Genomic DNA, 15,628 nt, shown 5'->3' with positions numbered 1-15,628 from the left:
AAAACGCAGACGCCCGGAGGCCTGGCGAAAAATCGCAGGTCCGGGCGTCTGTGTCGGGCGTCATAATCGACGCTGTCGAGGCTACTTCGAAAGCCAGGCGTTAACCTGCGAAGCCTGCAGGTTCAGGGCCTTGCCGAGGTACGGCTCGGCTGCCGAGGCGAGCTTGCCGCCGATGAACGGAATCGATGAGGAGACTTTTCCCTCAATCGCGAATTCGGTGGTGTCGCCCTGGGCGGTCAGCTTCTCGCTGCCCGACACCGACACCGGCACACCGGCGACATCGATCTTCACGCTGGCCGAGCGGTTGCCTGCGGCATCCGGGGCGCTCCACTGCTCGACCTGGGTGACCTGGATCGAGGCGCCGACGAACTTGCGGGCGATGTCCGGCACGCGGTCGGTAGGCATGGCGCGAACGGTGGTCAGGGTGAAAGCTCCTGCGGTGTCGCCGCTGACGGTGAAGTCCTGCAGGGTGCCGTTGGCCAGCGAGGTCAGGTGCTCAGCGAAGCCGCGGTCAGCCAGCGTGGCGATGACCTGGTCGGCCGGATGGGCGATCTGCGTGCTTGCGTTCAATGCCATGAATGGGTATCCCAATCTAGAAATCTGGGCGGCCGGGAGAACCGGCAGCTGCCGGTCCCGGGTACTGGACACCATTAACCCTATCTGTTCACCTCGATTAGGTAGGCTAGGAAGGCATCAAAACAACATATTGGCATTTAGCCGGCCGCGGAATCGTTTTGCGGTCGGTGTTCGTGGTGTCATACCGGGCTGAACGCCTCGTGCGCGTTGGCCCCTAACCTGCCCGAGAGGACACGAAAGCCGCATGAGCCTAGTTGGACTTCATGATTTCCTGCGCGAGGAATCGTCATTCCGCCGTATCCGCCAAGGTGCATCACAAAGCTTTTCGACCCGCAGCGAAGAGCTGGAGATCGCGGCGCCGCAGGGCATGCGCTCGATTCTCGGAGCCCACGTCAGCCAGGGCCTGTCCGAGGGACACGAGCGCGCGGTCACGCTGATCGTCACCGCGACCGGCCGAGAGGCCGAGGACATCTCCGCGTCGCTGGCCGCCTACCTGCCGTCCAAGCACGTTGCCGAATTCCCTTCCTGGGAAACCCTGCCCCACGAACGGCTCTCCCCGCGCAGCGACACCGTGGGCCGCCGCCTGGAAGTACTGCGCCGGCTGCATGACGGGGACCCGGACCTGAAGATCATCATCGCGCCGATCCGCGCCGTGCTGCAGCCGCTGGTGGCGGGGCTCGGCGAGCTGCGCCCGGTCACCCTTGAACTGGATGCCGAGCCCGGCTTCGACACCGTGATCCGGGACCTGGCCGCGGCGGCCTACGCCCGGGTGGACATGGTGACCCACCGCGGCGAATTCGCAGTGCGCGGCGGCATCATAGATGTCTTCCCACCCACCCTGGAGCATCCGGTGCGCGTGGACTTCTTCGGCGACCAGATCGACACGATGCGCTACTTCTCCATCGCAGACCAGCGCTCCCACGAGGGGGCCGGGCCGAGATCGATCACCGCGACCCCGTGCCGTGAAATGCTCATCACCCCCAAGGTGATGAGCCGCGCGGCGAACCTCAAGGCCAGCTTCCCGGCCGCCACTGAAATGCTCACCAAGATCGCCGGAGGCATCGCGGTGGAAGGCATGGAGTCCCTGGCCCCGCTGCTGGTGGACAAGATGGTGCCGCTGCTCTCCCTGCTCCCCGAATCCTCCATCGCACTGGTCATGGAGCCCGAACGCGTGCGCGCCCGCGCCCACGACCTGAACGAAACCAACGCCGAGTTCCTGGCCGCGGCCTGGGCCTCGGCCTCGGACGGAGCCAGCGCCCCGCTGGATTTGAGCACCGCCGAAGCCGGGCGCAAGCTCGAAACCGGCGATTTCGCTTCGCTCGCCCAGACCGTCGAGCACGCGCGCCAGGCCAAGGTCTCCTGGTGGGCGGTCACCTCGCTGGGCTCCGACGAGGAACTGGACCTGGGCGCTGCGACCATCCGCGTCCCGGCCCGCGAACCGCACGGCTACCAGGGCGATATCGAAGCGATGATGGAATTCATCGCCTCCCGGGTGGCGGACGGCTGGCGCCTGGTGGTTGCCACCGAAGGCCCCGGCCCGGCCGCGCGCCTGTCCGAGCTGTTCGGCGAATACAAGATCCCGGCCCACCGCGTGGAAGACCTCTCGGCCGAGCCCACCGCAGGGCTGATCGAAATCACCCAGGCCGCCGCCGGTCGCGGGTTCGTGTTCGAGGAGCTTAAAACCGGTTTGCTGACCGAGGCGGACCTGCTGGGACGCTCCAGCGCCTACCCGAACCGCAAGTCCCGCAAGCTCACGGTCAAGCGCAAGCGCAATGCCGTGGACCCCTTGAGCCTGCAGGCCGGGGACTTCATCGTCCACGAGCAGCACGGCATCGGCAAGTTCGTGGAACTGGTGTCCCGCAAGGTCAACGGCGCCGGCAAGGACGCCAAGCGCGAATACCTGGTGGTCGAATATGCCTCCTCCAAGCGCGGCGCGCCAGGGGACCGGCTTTTCGTCCCGATGGACCAGCTGCACATGATCACCCGCTACGTGGGCGGCGAGGCCCCGGCGCTCTCCAAGATGGGCGGTTCCGACTGGGCCAGCACCAAGTCCAAGGCCCGCAAGGCGGTCAAGGAGATCGCCGGAGACCTGATCAAGCTGTACTCCGCGCGCATGGCCAGCCGCGGCCACGCATTCGCCAGCGACACCCCGTGGCAGGGCGAACTGGAGGAGGCCTTCGCGTTCATCGAGACCCCCGACCAGCTCACCGCCATCAACGAGGTGAAGGCGGACATGGAAAAGGAAATCCCGATGGACCGGCTGATCTCCGGCGACGTGGGCTTCGGCAAAACCGAAATCGCGGTGCGCGCAGCGTTCAAGGCCGTGCAGGACTCCAAGCAGGTCGCCGTGCTGGTGCCCACCACGCTGCTGGCCTCCCAGCACTACCAGACGTTCACCGAACGCTACTCGGGCTTCCCGGTCCGTGTGAAGACGCTCTCCCGCTTCCAGACCGCCAAGGAATCCAAGGAAATCCTGGCCGGGCTCAAGGACGGCAGCGTGGATATCGTGATCGGCACCCACCGGCTGCTGTCCAAGACCGTGGAGTTCAAGAACCTCGGCCTGGTGATCATCGATGAGGAGCAGCGTTTCGGCGTGGAGCACAAGGAAGAGCTCAAGAAGATGCGCACCAACGTGGACGTGCTGGCCATGAGCGCTACCCCGATCCCGCGCACCTTGGAGATGTCCCTGACCGGCATCCGCGAAACCTCCACCCTGGCCACCCCGCCGGAGGAGCGCCACCCGGTGCTCACCTATGTGGGTCCGCGCAGCGACAAGCAGATCAGCGCCGCGATCAAGCGCGAGCTGATGCGCGACGGCCAGGTGTTCTTCGTGCACAACCGCGTCTCCTCCATCGACCGGGTCGCCGCGGAACTGCGCGAGCTGGTTCCCGAGGCGCGCGTCGAGGTGGCCCACGGCAAGATGAGCGAGTCGCGGCTTGAACGGATCATCCAGGACTTCTGGGAGAAGAAGTTCGACGTGCTGGTCTCCACCACCATCATCGAAACCGGCCTGGACATCTCCAACGCCAATACGCTGATTGTCGACCGCGCGAACAACTACGGGCTCTCGCAGCTGCACCAGCTGCGCGGACGCGTGGGCCGCGGCCGCGAACGCGCCTACGCCTACTTTCTCTGGGACGCGGAGAAGCCGCTGGGCGAGGTGGCCCTGGAACGCCTGAAGGCCGTGGCAGCGCACAACGAGCTGGGCTCGGGCTACCAGCTGGCCATGAAGGACCTGGAGCTTCGCGGCGCCGGCAACCTGCTCGGCGGGGAGCAGTCAGGCCACATTGCCGGGGTGGGCTTCGACCTCTACCTGCGCCTGGTCGGCGAGGCAGTTGCCGACTACAAGGGCGAGGGCGAGGAAGAAGCCACCGAGATGAAGATCGACCTGCCGGTCAACGCGCACCTGCCGCACGACTACGTGCCGGGGGAGCGCTTGCGCCTGGAGGCCTACCGGAACATCGCCTCCGCGGAATCCAGCGAGGCGTTGGCCGAGGTCCGCGAGGAGCTCGAAGACCGCTACGGCAAGCTGCCGCTGCCGGTGGAGAACCTGCTGCGCGTCGCGGCCCTGCGCATCCGCGCCCGCGCGGTGGGTCTGCACGACATCCAGCAGGTCGGCAACCACATCAAGCTGTCGCCGGCGAAAATCGAGGACCTGCCGGCCAGCCGCCAGGTGCGCCTGGAACGCTTGTACCCGGGTTCGGCGAACAAGCCGGCGCTGAACTCCATCTTCATTCCGAAGCCGAAGACCTCCCCAGTCGGGGGTCGGGACCTGGCGGACGAAGCCATGCTGGACTGGGCGGAGAACCTGGTCTACGCGATCTTCGAACCGACCCCGGCAGCTGCGGCCAAGGGCTAGCGAGTTTCGGGCAGATGCCTGTTCCCTAGCTCCTGCGCGTAGCGGCGCACCGGTCCAGCATAAAGTTGCAGGGCCGGTGCGAGCGCCGTCAGAGCGGTTTTCAATGCTGCCGACGCTTCTGCGGCGTCGAACAGCGCGAGTGCCATGAATGCCTGTGCATCGGCATGCAGCGGGTCGTCGGGCCCGATGTCCTGGAGCACTGCGACCGCCGGTCCGGGTTCACCAATATTCCTCAGGCTGCTGGCGAGCTGGATTCTTGCCTCGCTGCATTTGGCAGGGCTCAGCGTCCCGCTCTCCAGAGCCATCCGGTACAGCGGTATCGCTTGTTCCTCCTCGCCGAGGTAGTCGTGCAGGCTGGCGCGTTCGAATGCCGCATGCCCGGCAGGAATCCCGGACTCCACAAGGAGCTCCAGCTCCACACCCAGCGTCATGGCGTCTTTGCTCGGGGCTGCTTGCCAAAAGCCATCGATCCGATGTTGCCAAGAATCCATGATCAACTCAGTCCCTGCTGCGCACATGCTGCGCCAAGGCGACGGTCGAGGGGGCCGGCAACGCGCCGTGGAAGTTGGCGGGGCGGGGTCCGCGCAGCGTGCGCAGCGCATAGACGATGACTACCAGATCCACGACTTCCTGCAGCAGGGCTCCGGTCACGGCCGGGATCACGCCAGTGGTGGCGACCAGCATCAGCCCCACGCTCAGGCCGATGCCGATCCAGATGGCGCTGTGCGCGACACTCAGGGTGTAGCGGCTGATGGCCATCACCTGGGCCACGGGTTCCAGCGAATCGCGCAGGACCACCGCGTCGGCGGCCTGGCCGGCAGCGGTGGAACCGCGCGAACCCATCGCCATGCCGATGTCCGCGGCGGCCAGCGCCGGGGCGTCGTTGGTGCCGTCGCCCAGCATGAGCACCGGCCGGGGCTGCATGTCCTTGAGCAGCTGCACCTTCTGTCCCGGGCGAAGCTCCGCTTCGACCTTGCCGATGCCCACCTGGGCGGCGACGCCGTGCGCGGTCTGTTCCACGTCGCCGGTGAGCATGACCTGGTTTTCCACGCCGTGGTCGCGCATCCAGCGCAGCACCGCGGAGGCTTCCGGACGCGGGGCATCGGCCATCAGGAGTGCGCCGGCAAACTTTCCGTCCACCGCGACGTAGGCGGCGGATTGCCCGGGTTCAAGCTCGACCCGCTGCAGGGACGGGTCCAAGACGGCGATGAATGACGGCTTGCCCACGGCTACCCGGCGTCCGTCCACCAGGGCGCTGACGCCGTTGGTGGCGACTTCCTGCGCGTCTTCCGCCGGGAGCAGCGGCAGCCCGCGGTCGGTGAGCGCCGCAATCAGGCCCGCGGCCATGACGTGGGTGGAGAACTGCTCGGCGGAAGCCACGAGCTGCAGCAGTTCATCGGGGTCCTGCTTAGTCTGGATGCCCACCAGCGCGGGCCGGCCCGCGGTCAGCGTGCCGGTTTTGTCGAAGGCCGCGCTGCGTACCCTGGCGAGCTGCTCAAGCACGGCGCCGCCCTTGACCACCACACCCTCTGTGGAGGCACGGGACATGCCGCCCAGGAAGGCGACCGGCACGGCAATCAGCAGGGGACAGGGGGTGGCGAGCACCAGGACCTGGGCGAAACGCACCGGATCCCCGGACACCGCCCAGGCGATCCCGGCAATCAGCAAAGAAAGCAGGGTGAAGGGGATCGCGAACTTGTCGGCCAAACGCACCACCGGCGCCTTGGAATCCTGGGCCTGCCGCACCAGCGCGATGATCTGCTGGTACTGGCTGTCGCCGCTGCGCCGCAGCGCCTGCAGGTACACGGCCTGCGACCCGTTGACCGACCCCGACATCACCTCGGAACCCCTGGAATGGACCACCGGAACCGGTTCTCCGGTCAGCGAGGACTCGTCGAAGCTTCCAGCCTCGGAACGCATCAGGCCGTCAACCGGCACCAGCTCGCCGGGGCGCACCAGCAGCAGGTCCCCGACTTCCACCTGCTCCACCGGGACGTCGGTGACGTCCTGGCCGGATTCGTCGGCGGCGAGGTGGGCCTGCAGGGGAGAACGGTCGAGCAGCGCGGAGAGCTCACTGGTGGCCCGGCGCTGGGCGAAGTCCTCAAGGGCCTCGCCGCCGGAAAGCATCAGCACGATGATCAGGGACGCCAGGTACTCGCCGACCAGCAGGCAGGCGATGATCGCCACAAGGGCCAGGATATCCAGCCCGTAGCGGCCGCGCAGCAGATCCTTGACCATTCCCGAGCCGATCCACAGCACGGCGACCGCGATGGCAGTCCACGCGATCCACCGGCCGGCGGTGTCCATGCCGGCCAGGACCGCGGCACCGGTGGCCAGCAGGGCGATGACCGCAACTGCCAACAGCGGATAGCGTCGAATCTGTTGTCCCAGCTTCACGATCTCTCCCTATCGACTGGTCAGCGCCTGTGAACCGAATGATCTCACCATAGCAACGATGGCCGGTACGGAGTCGGGATAAGTTCGTCGATGAAGTTCAACGGGCCAGTCGTGGCGGAAATGTCAGGCGGCTCTTCTAGTCCGTCTGGGAGTCGTGGCCGGGATCCTGGTCCTCAGCCATCCAGCGGTGGTTCGTTGGCTTCGCTGAACCCTTGATGAGCTTGTAGACCACGATGGCCAGAACCACGGTGACAATCAGTGGGAAGACGTAGAAGACTATGACTTCAAAAGCGTTGGGTATCAATGGATTCATGGTTCCTACACTACGGGCCGGAATGCCGACCGCGCCGGAACCCGTGCCCCAGACCGGGGCCGAATGCTGCTTAAAGCAACAGCGGGGAGGCCCGAAGGCCTCCCCGCTGTGATGAAGCATTTTTACTTCTGGAACTCCGAAGCGGAGGCAACCAGTTCCTCGGCCTTGTCGCCGCGGCCCATGATGTGCATCGGCACTGCGAAGGCGATGATGGTCAGGCCGAAGCAGAGGATGGACGGGATCCAGGCGTTTTCAAAAGACCAGAACGACAGTGAGTACAACGCGCCTGCGAAGACTGCGAAGAAGATAACGAAGGCGACCAGGTTGCCTGCCAGGCGACCTTCACCGGAATGGGCAGTGTTCTTGCCGTTCGAGTACACTTTTGCTCCTTGTTGGCTTTCGGTGCGGCTGCCTAGTAGCTGGAACCGCTTTGCTCTCCCTCTAGGATAGCAACTCCTGAGCTGGAACCTAGCCTTGTTGCACCGGCTTCGATCATTGCACGCGCGGTTTCCAGGCTGCGCACGCCGCCCGAAGCCTTCACACCCATCTCGGGGCCGACAGTGCGGCGCATCAGGGCCACGTCTTCCACGGTGGCGCCGCCGGTGGAGAAACCGGTGGAGGTCTTGACGAAATCGGCACCGGCGGCCTTGGCTGCTTCGCAGGCCAGGACCTTCGCGTCCTCGGTCAGCAGGCAGGTCTCGATGATGACCTTCAGGATCGCTCCGCCCTCGTGGGCGGCCTGGGCGATGGCGAAGATCTCATTGACCAGTGCGTCGCGGTCCCCGCGCAGTGCGGCGGCGATGTCGATGACCATGTCGATCTCGTTCGCGCCGTCGGCAACGGCCTGGGTGGTTTCGAACACCTTGGTGGCGGTGGCGGAGGCGCCCAAGGGGAATCCGATCACCGTGCAGGTCAGGACGTCCGAGCCCTCCAGCTCGCGGGCGACAGTCGAAGTCCACACCGGGTTCACGCACACGGACTTGAATTCGTACTTCTTGGCTTCCTCGCAGATCGCCACGATCTGCTCGCGCGAGGCGTTGGCCGCCAGCAGGGTGTGGTCGATGTAGCCGGCGATGTCGCGGGCGCTTAGTTCAGTCATGATGTCCTCGAATTGTTGGTGCCGCGTTCTGTGGCGGCAGGTATTAATTGGCGTTCAGGTACGCGGCCAGTTGTTCCTTGATGGCCAGGACCTGGGTCGTGGCATCGAGGCGCGCCTGGGCGACCTGTTCGATGTCATCCACCGGCTCGATGGTTTCCAGGTAGCACTTCAGCTTCGGCTCGGTTCCCGACGGGCGGATGATGACCCGCGCACCGGAGAAGGTGTGCAGCACCATGGCATCGGTGGCCGGGAGCTTCTCGGAGCCCTGGGAGAGGTCGGTGACCTCGCTGACCGCGGATCCGCCCAGATGCTCCGGGGGATTGGTGCGGATCTTGTCCATGAGCACTGGAATCTGCGCTAGGTCGGTGAAGCGCAGGGAGAGCTGGTCGGTCACGTGCACGCCGTGGCGGGCTGCCAGCTCATCCAGCCGCTGCGGGATGCTGCTTCCGGCGGCCTTCAGCTGCGCGGCCAGGTCTGCGAGCATCACGCCGGCGGAGATGCCGTCCTTGTCGCGGACCAGATCCGGGGCGACGCAATAGCCCAGCGCCTCCTCGTAGCCGAAGCCCAGGTTCTCCACGCGGGAGATCCACTTGAAGCCGGTCAGGGTTTCCTCATGCTCGCGCCCTGCATCCTTGGCGATGGCAGCCAGCATGCGCGAGGAAACGATCGAATTGCCCAGCTTGCGGCCCTCGGGCAGGCGGGTGGCCAGGTGGTCGCCCAGCAGCCAGCCCACTTCGTCGCCGCGCAGCATGCGCCAGGCGCCCTGGTCCTCCACTGCCGCGGCGCAGCGGTCGGCGTCCGGGTCATTGGCGATCACCAGGTCCGCCCCGACTTCGCGAGCCAGTTCCAGCGACAGGTCGATGGCTCCCGGCTCCTCGGGGTTGGGGAACTTCACGGTGGGGAACTCGGGGTCCGGATGCTCCTGCGCGGCGACCATGTGCACGTCGCTGAATCCGGCGTTCAGCAGCGCCTGGCGCATGGTGTGCCCGCCCACGCCGTGCATGGCGCTGACTACCACACGCAGCTGGTCGCGGTCCGGCTGCGCTTCGATGACCGGGCCGACGGCGGCCAGGTACTCGGCTTCGATGTCGCCCTCGGCGCCCGCAGCGGGCAGCACCAGCCATCCGGAGTCCGCCTGCGGGATTTGGGAAGCCGGCTGCTGGTGGTCGATCAGCTCCGCGATCCGGGCGTCGACGGGGGAGACGATCTGCGCGCCGCGGCCGGCGTCGTTAGAGGCGCGGCCGCCGATGTAGACCTTGTAGCCGTTGTCGCGCGGAGGGTTGTGGCTTGCGGTGACCATGACGCCGGCTTCCGCGGCAAAGCGGCGTACCGCCCAGGCCAGCACCGGGGTGGGCAACGGCGCCGGCATCAGCAGCACATCGAAGCCCGCGGCGGTGAATACGGCGGCCGAATCCCGGGCGAATACGTCCGAGTTGTAGCGGGCATCGAAGCCGATGACCACTTTCGGGGTGTAGGCCCCGTCGGCCTGCTGCTCAAGGAAGCGGGCGATGCCCGCTGCGGTGCGCAGCACCACGACGCGGTTCATCCGCATGGGGCCTGCGCCCAATTCGGCGCGCAGCCCGGCGGTGCCGAATTCCAGCACCCCGCTGAAGCGGTCGGACAGGTCCTCCATTGCCGCGGCGTCGGTCCCCGCGCGGGAAACCAGCTCCTGCAGCTCGGTGCGGGTCGCCTCGTCCGGGTCCGCGTCCGCCCAAGCGGTCGCGGTCTCCAGCAGCTGGCCCTGTGCGGATACGTTTTCCATTCTTCTCCCTGCCTAGTTCTTACTCACACGCGCGTTACGAAGCGGCGACCGGTTGGCCGCCGCCCCGGCCCGGGCCTAGAGGCGGGCGATGATCTGCGCCAGGAGCTTGGAAATGCGCGGGCCGGCGGCCTGGCCGGCTTCGATGACTTCCTCGTGGCTCAGCGGCACCGGGCTGATGCCGGCAGCCAGGTTGGTCACCAGGGACATGCCGAAGATCTCCATGCCTGCATGGCGTGCGGCGATGGCTTCCAGCGCGGTGGACATGCCCACAAGGTCGGCGCCGATGCGCTTGGCCATCTGCACCTCGGCAGGGGTCTCGTAGTGCGGGCCGGTGAACTGGGCGTACACGCCCTCGTCCAGGGTGGAATCGACCTCGCGGGCGATGCCGCGGATGCGCGAGGAGTACAGGTCGGTCAGGTCGACGAAGGTCGCGCCCTCCAGCGGGGAGGCAGCGGTCAGGTTGATGTGGTCGGAGATCATGACCGGGGTGCCCGGGGCCCAGTTTTCGTTCAGGCCGCCGCAGCCGTTGGTCAGCACCAGCTGGGTGCAGCCTGCAGCCGCCGCGGTGCGGATCGGGTGGACCACCGCGCGCACGCCGCGGCCTTCGTAGAAGTGGGTGCGGGCGCCGAGCACCAGCACGCGCTTGCCGGACTCGGTCAGGATCGAGGAAATGGTGCCCTTGTGGCCTGGGACCGCGGCGGCGTGGAAGCCTGGAATCGTGGTGGCGTCCAGCGTGTGGGTGGTTTCGCCGACCAGCTCTGCGGCCTGTCCCCAGCCGGAGCCCAGGACCAGGGCGATGTCATGCTTTGCTACTCCGGTCTGCTCGGCGATCGCCTGGGCAGCCTCGGCAGCGAGAACTTGTGGGTCATTATGCATATCAGTCACGTGAAATACGCTACCGTCCACAAGGCGCTTTGTCAGGCGAAACCAGTGCTTCACAACCAAAATCACGCCCGGGGGCCGACGGCGGCGATGTGCGCAATATCCGCCCATGGTGAACAATAGGAAGCGTGAGCGCAGAACGTAGGAATGAAGCAACCCGATTGGTAATTCTCGGCGGCGGTCCCGGCGGCTATGAAGCGGCCATGGGCGCGGCCCAGCTGGGAGCCAACGTCACCGTGGTGGAACGTGCGGGCATGGGTGGTTCAGCCGTGCTGACCGACGTTGTGCCGTCGAAGACCCTGATCGCCACCGCGGACGCGGTGCGCCGCGTCAAGCACGCGGAGACCTTCGGCGTCCACGTGGACGGACTGGATTCGGCAGTAACCGACTTTTCGGTGGTCAACCACCGTTTGCTGGCCCTTGCCAAGGAGCAGTCCGGCGATATCCGCACCACCCTCGAACGTGCCGGCGTGCGCATCATCATTGGCGAAGGCCGCCTGGTGGACAACCGCACCGTCCAGGTTTCCCGCCCCGACGGATCCGAGCAGACCGTCGAAGCCGACGCGATCCTGTTGTCGGTCGGCGCCCATCCGCGTGAGCTTCCGACCGCGAAGCCGGACGGGGAGCGCATCTTCAACTGGACCCAGATCTACAACATGAACGAGGTGCCCGAGCACCTGATCGTCATCGGTTCCGGTGTCACCGGTGCCGAGTTCGCCTCCGCCTACAACCTGCTGGGCGCCAAGGTGACCTTGGTCTCCTCGCGCGACCGCGTGCTTCCAGGCGAGGACGCGGACGCGGCCGGCGTGCTGGAGGACGTGTTCAAGTCCAATGGCGTGAACGTCGTGGCCCAGGCCCGCGCCGAAGGCGTGGAGCGCAAGGGCGACAAGGTCTTCGTGACCCTGGCCGACGGCCGCGTGCTGGAAGGCAGCCACTGCCTGGTCGCAGTGGGTTCCATTCCCAACACCGAAGGCCTGGGCCTGGAAGAGGCCGGCGTGCAGCTGACCAAGTCCGGACACATCCAGGTCGACGGCGTATCCCGTACCACCGCCACCAATATCTACGCCGCCGGCGACTGCACCGGTGTGTTCGCGCTGGCTTCCGTCTCCGCCATGCAGGGACGCATCGCCGTCGCCCACCTGCTGGGCGACTCGGTCAAGCCGCTGAACCTCGACCTGGTGGCCTCCAACATCTTCACCTCCCCGGAGATCGCCACCGTCGGCGTGACCCAGCGGGCCGTGGCCGAAGGCAAGTACCAGGCCAACATCATCAAGGTCGACCTGAACACCAATGCCCGCGCGAAGATGATGAACGTGGACCAAGGCTTCGTCAAGATCGTTTCCCGCAAGGGGTCCGGAACCGTCATCGGCGGCGTGGTCGTGGCGCCGCGCGCCAGCGAACTGATCTTCTCTCTGGCTCTCGCCGTGCAGAATTCGCTGCATGTGGATGACGTGGCTGAGACCTTCACGGTCTACCCGTCGCTCTCCGGCTCGTTGGCCGAGGCGGCACGCCGCCTGCATCGCCACAGCTAAGCGCCGCATGCGCAGAGCCGCCGTTCTTCCAACTTCCGGAGGAGCGGCGGCTCTTCTCGTTTGTGACCTCGACTAAAACTGACTTGTTGCCAGGCTCTTCCTAAGACGCCATTGCTCTGATATTGGAGTATGCGAATACATTACAAATCGTGCCGGATTCGAGGGTATGCGTATTTTCGCAAGTGGGATGTCGAATAAAGGGTTAGAGATTGACGCAATCGAATGAGTTGTCCAAATGCTGGACATGGATATCCGTATGCTGAGCACCCGGGCATAGGATTGTTACATTCGATTCTCGCTCATCACTAAGGAGACGCCTCCATGTCGAAGGCCAACCCCGCGGTAGCGCCTAAGGAGAATACCCGTGGCCGGGTGCTGTTCGCCAGCATGATCGGCACCACGGTCGAGTTCTTCGACTTCTACGCGTATGCCACTGCATCTGTGCTGGTTTTCCCGGCCCTGTTCTTCCCAAATGCCACGACGATCAATGCGATCCTCTCCTCGTTCGCCATCTTCGGCGTGGCCTTCCTGGCCCGCCCGCTGGGCTCGGTCGTCTTCGGCCACTATGGAGACAAGCTGGGCCGCAAGGGCACCCTGGTCGCGTCCCTGCTGCTGATGGGCATCTCCACCTTCCTGATCGGCTTCCTGCCGCCGGCCCAGGGCATGTGGACCGTGCTGGCCCCGCTGGCGCTGGTGCTGCTGCGCTTCGCCCAGGGCCTGGCGCTGGGCGGTGAATGGTCGGGCGCCGCGCTGCTGGCCACCGAGAACGCCCCGAAGAACAAGCGCGCCGTCTACGGCACCTTCCCGCAGCTGGGAGCCCCGGTCGGCTTCATCATCGCCAACTTGATGTTCGTCTTCTTGCAGACCTCGCTGACGCCAGAGCAGTTCATGGCCTGGGGCTGGCGCATTCCGTTCTACTTCTCCGCAGTCATGGTCATCATCGGCCTGTGGGTCCGTCTGAAGCTGGTTGAATCGCTGTCCTTCCAGAAGGTGGTTTCCCAGGACAAGGTCCTTAAGTCGCCGTTCAAGGCGACCATGAAGCACCATTGGCGCCCGGTTGTCGCCGGCACCTTCATCATGGTGGCCACCTACGTGCTGTTCTACCTGATGACTTCCTTCACCCTGACCTACGGCACCGCCCCGGCCACCGAGGAAGCGGCCCGTGCCGCGGCCGAGGCCAAGGGCAAGGTCTTCGACGCGGCAGGATTCGTTCCGGGCCTCGGCATCGACCGTCCGGTCTTCCTGACGATGCTGATCATCGGCGTGGTGTTCTTCGGCATCTTCACCGTGGCCTCCGGCCCGCTGGCCGAGAAGTTCGGCCGCCGCAAGTTCCTGATCTGGGTCACCGTGGCCATCCTGATCTTCGGAGCCGGCTGGACGCTGTTCTTCGGACCGGGCCAGGGCGCCGCCATGGTGGGCCTGATTGTCGGCTTCACCCTGATGGGCCTGACCTTCGGCCCGATGGCCGCCTACCTGCCGGAGCTGTTCCCGTCGAACGTCCGCTACACCGGTTCGGCCATCGCCTACAACATGTCCTCCGTGATCGGCGCGGCCCCGGCCTCGTTCGTGGCCATCGCACTGTGGAACGCCGGTGGCGGCAACACCGTGGGCGTGGGCATCTACCTGGCCATCGGTGCAGTCCTGACCTTGATCGCGCTGTTCATGACCCGGGATACCTCGGACGTGGACATGGAAGAGTTCGTCGAGTAATTCGTCGCGGCTTCGCCTGATAAACAATCGAAAGGCCCGCATCAACCCGTTGGGGTTGATGCGGGCCTTTCGCCCGCTTAAGCAGGCAATGCCCCGCCCTGCAACTCGGTTCCATGCATACAGCGGTATTTCCGCTGGGACAAGGCCTCGGACCGGCAGCCCTTACAAACCACCTTCGAACGTGGAAGCATGGCAGTGTCGCGCCAAACATCCAGAAGTGAGGATCCAGCATGAGAATCGCAGTGGCCGGAGGGACCGGCGTCATCGGCGAACAAGTTGTTGAGCAGGTTATTGCTGCAGGGCACGAACCGGTTGTATTGTCACGCGCAGCGGGATGCGACCTGACCAATGAGCACTCGGTGCGGCAATGGCTTGTCGACTGCCCCGCGGTGATCGATGTTTCAGGATCGTCCACCACCAGTGCCTCGGCCTCCATGCGCTATTTCACGCAGTCCACCGCCAACCTCCTGATCGCCGGACGCGAGTCCGGAGTGGAAAACCATGTGGCGCTGTCAATCATCGGCGCGGCTCAGATCGACGCCGGCTACTATGCGGGCAAGGCGGCGCAGGAGCGGATGCTGCGCGTCCTGCCCGGCGGCTATACCTTGCTGCGCACCACCCAGTTCCATGAATTCGTGGGACAGAACATCAACAGAATGTCGGCTGGACCGGTCCAGGTGGCGCCCAAGATGCGCCTGCAGCCGATTGCCGGCAGCGAGGTGGCGCAGGCACTGGTTGAACTGGCGGTGCAGCCAGCAGCGGGAATCGTGCAGGATCTGGCAGGCCCCAAGGAAGAATGGATGCCGCAGCTCTTCGCCCAGTATTTGGCCAAGCAGAACCAGTCGCCTAAAATCATCGAAGTGCCCTTGCCCGGCGCAATGGGCAGGGCTATGCGCGACGGCGGGATCCTGCCGGGGCCTGGAGCCAGGCTGGGCACCGAAACCTATACCGAATGGTTAGGCAGGCAATAGCAGGCGTGGGTGGTGAACTAACGAATCGCAGGTCGGCGAAGAACCGCTACCAGTCCGATGACAGCAACAAGTGCAGCAATCCCGCTGGCCACGTATAAGGGCTCTTCCAAGGCGAAAGCGGCGTCGGAGTTCCAATCGTAGAATGTGTCGCCGACGGAGTTCATGTTTCCGAAAGAGAAGGAGAAGTATGCCGGAGCTCCCAGCGCGATTATCGCTCCCCAGGAAGTCAATGCCGCCCAGTTTGAGGCAATGAACCGGCGCTGGGAAACGAGGAATCCCCAACCCAGCGCCAACACTACGCCCAACGACGCGAAGACGATTCCTCCGTTCTTCGAGTAATTCTGCTCGGCCCGGCGCATTTCAGCGACAGTTTCCTCTAGCGGCAATTCACTTGCAGCGGTGACAGCCCAATCATTCATCAAGAATGCACCGAAAAAAGCTTGCACGCAGATGACGACCACACCAAAAATAATCACGCCGATTCGCATTTTTTCAGTCTAGCGGGAGTCCGAACGGTCAAGGTTACT

The 15,628-nt window shown here is 65.2% G+C and carries 13 protein-coding genes; 4 read left to right on the top strand and 9 right to left on the bottom strand.

Annotated elements, in window-relative coordinates; genetic code table 11:
- Positions 1 to 81: 81 nt before the first annotated feature.
- Entirely contained in the window at positions 82 to 576 is a 495-nt protein-coding gene (locus tag DFO58_RS07190) for a DUF2505 domain-containing protein (protein WP_047118488.1), read from the bottom strand.
- A 244-nt stretch (positions 577 to 820) separates the two neighbouring features.
- On the opposite strand from DFO58_RS07190, the gene mfd reads away from it, so the two are divergent.
- Positions 821 to 4,435, top strand: coding sequence for a transcription-repair coupling factor (gene mfd, locus DFO58_RS07185; RefSeq protein WP_120989902.1), 3,615 nt, complete (start codon positions 821 to 823; stop codon positions 4,433 to 4,435).
- Here mfd and DFO58_RS07180 read toward each other — a convergent pair.
- From DFO58_RS07180 to DFO58_RS07155, 7 genes are all read right to left on the bottom strand, one after another.
- Positions 4,432 to 4,926: a tetratricopeptide repeat protein gene (locus tag DFO58_RS07180; RefSeq protein WP_183043126.1), complete on the bottom strand. Its 495-nt coding sequence runs from the start codon at positions 4,924 to 4,926 to the stop codon at positions 4,432 to 4,434. The genes mfd and DFO58_RS07180 overlap by 4 nt on opposite strands.
- Positions 4,927 to 4,933: 7 nt before the next feature.
- Positions 4,934 to 6,832 carry a heavy metal translocating P-type ATPase gene (locus tag DFO58_RS07175; protein WP_183043125.1) on the bottom strand — a complete coding sequence of 633 codons (1,899 nt, stop codon included), beginning with the start codon at positions 6,830 to 6,832 and terminating at the stop codon, positions 4,934 to 4,936.
- A gap of 136 nt (positions 6,833 to 6,968) precedes the next feature.
- Complete coding sequence (locus tag DFO58_RS18420; protein ID WP_183043124.1) at positions 6,969 to 7,145, bottom strand: hypothetical protein; 177 nt, start codon at positions 7,143 to 7,145, stop codon at positions 6,969 to 6,971.
- Positions 7,146 to 7,267: 122 nt separating this feature from the next.
- Complete coding sequence (locus tag DFO58_RS07170; protein ID WP_053797537.1) at positions 7,268 to 7,525, bottom strand: hypothetical protein; 258 nt, start codon at positions 7,523 to 7,525, stop codon at positions 7,268 to 7,270.
- A 32-nt stretch (positions 7,526 to 7,557) separates the two neighbouring features.
- Entirely contained in the window at positions 7,558 to 8,244 is a 687-nt protein-coding gene (deoC, locus tag DFO58_RS07165) for a deoxyribose-phosphate aldolase (protein ID WP_120989897.1), read from the bottom strand.
- A gap of 43 nt (positions 8,245 to 8,287) precedes the next feature.
- Positions 8,288 to 10,006: a phospho-sugar mutase gene (locus DFO58_RS07160; RefSeq protein ID WP_120989895.1), complete on the bottom strand. Its 1,719-nt coding sequence runs from the start codon at positions 10,004 to 10,006 to the stop codon at positions 8,288 to 8,290.
- A gap of 75 nt (positions 10,007 to 10,081) precedes the next feature.
- Entirely contained in the window at positions 10,082 to 10,882 is an 801-nt protein-coding gene (locus DFO58_RS07155; protein WP_047118493.1) for a purine-nucleoside phosphorylase, read from the bottom strand.
- Between the two features lie 134 nt (positions 10,883 to 11,016).
- On the opposite strand from DFO58_RS07155, the gene DFO58_RS07150 reads away from it, so the two are divergent.
- The 3 genes from DFO58_RS07150 to DFO58_RS07140 all read left to right on the top strand — a co-directional run bounded on the left by DFO58_RS07150 (position 11,017) and on the right by DFO58_RS07140 (position 15,101).
- Complete coding sequence (locus DFO58_RS07150; RefSeq protein ID WP_047118494.1) at positions 11,017 to 12,420, top strand: NAD(P)H-quinone dehydrogenase; 1,404 nt, start codon at positions 11,017 to 11,019, stop codon at positions 12,418 to 12,420.
- Between the two features lie 321 nt (positions 12,421 to 12,741).
- The gene (locus DFO58_RS07145; protein WP_047118495.1) at positions 12,742 to 14,130 is read left to right on the top strand and encodes an MFS transporter; all 1,389 of its coding nucleotides are present in this window, start codon (positions 12,742 to 12,744) and stop codon (positions 14,128 to 14,130) included.
- Positions 14,131 to 14,360: 230 nt separating this feature from the next.
- Positions 14,361 to 15,101, top strand: coding sequence for an SDR family oxidoreductase (locus DFO58_RS07140; RefSeq protein WP_120989893.1), 741 nt, complete (start codon positions 14,361 to 14,363; stop codon positions 15,099 to 15,101).
- A gap of 17 nt (positions 15,102 to 15,118) precedes the next feature.
- Here the strand turns inward: DFO58_RS07140 and DFO58_RS07135 are convergent, their stop codons facing one another.
- Positions 15,119 to 15,589 (bottom strand): hypothetical protein, encoded by a 471-nt coding sequence (locus DFO58_RS07135; protein ID WP_120989891.1) that lies wholly within the window; start codon positions 15,587 to 15,589, stop codon positions 15,119 to 15,121.
- Positions 15,590 to 15,628: the final 39 nt, after the last annotated feature.

The organism is Arthrobacter sp. AG1021 (assembly GCF_003633665.1).
Taxonomy (GTDB): Bacteria; Actinomycetota; Actinomycetes; order Actinomycetales; family Micrococcaceae; genus Glutamicibacter; species Glutamicibacter soli.
This window is presented reverse-complemented; position numbering and strand designations above follow the sequence as displayed.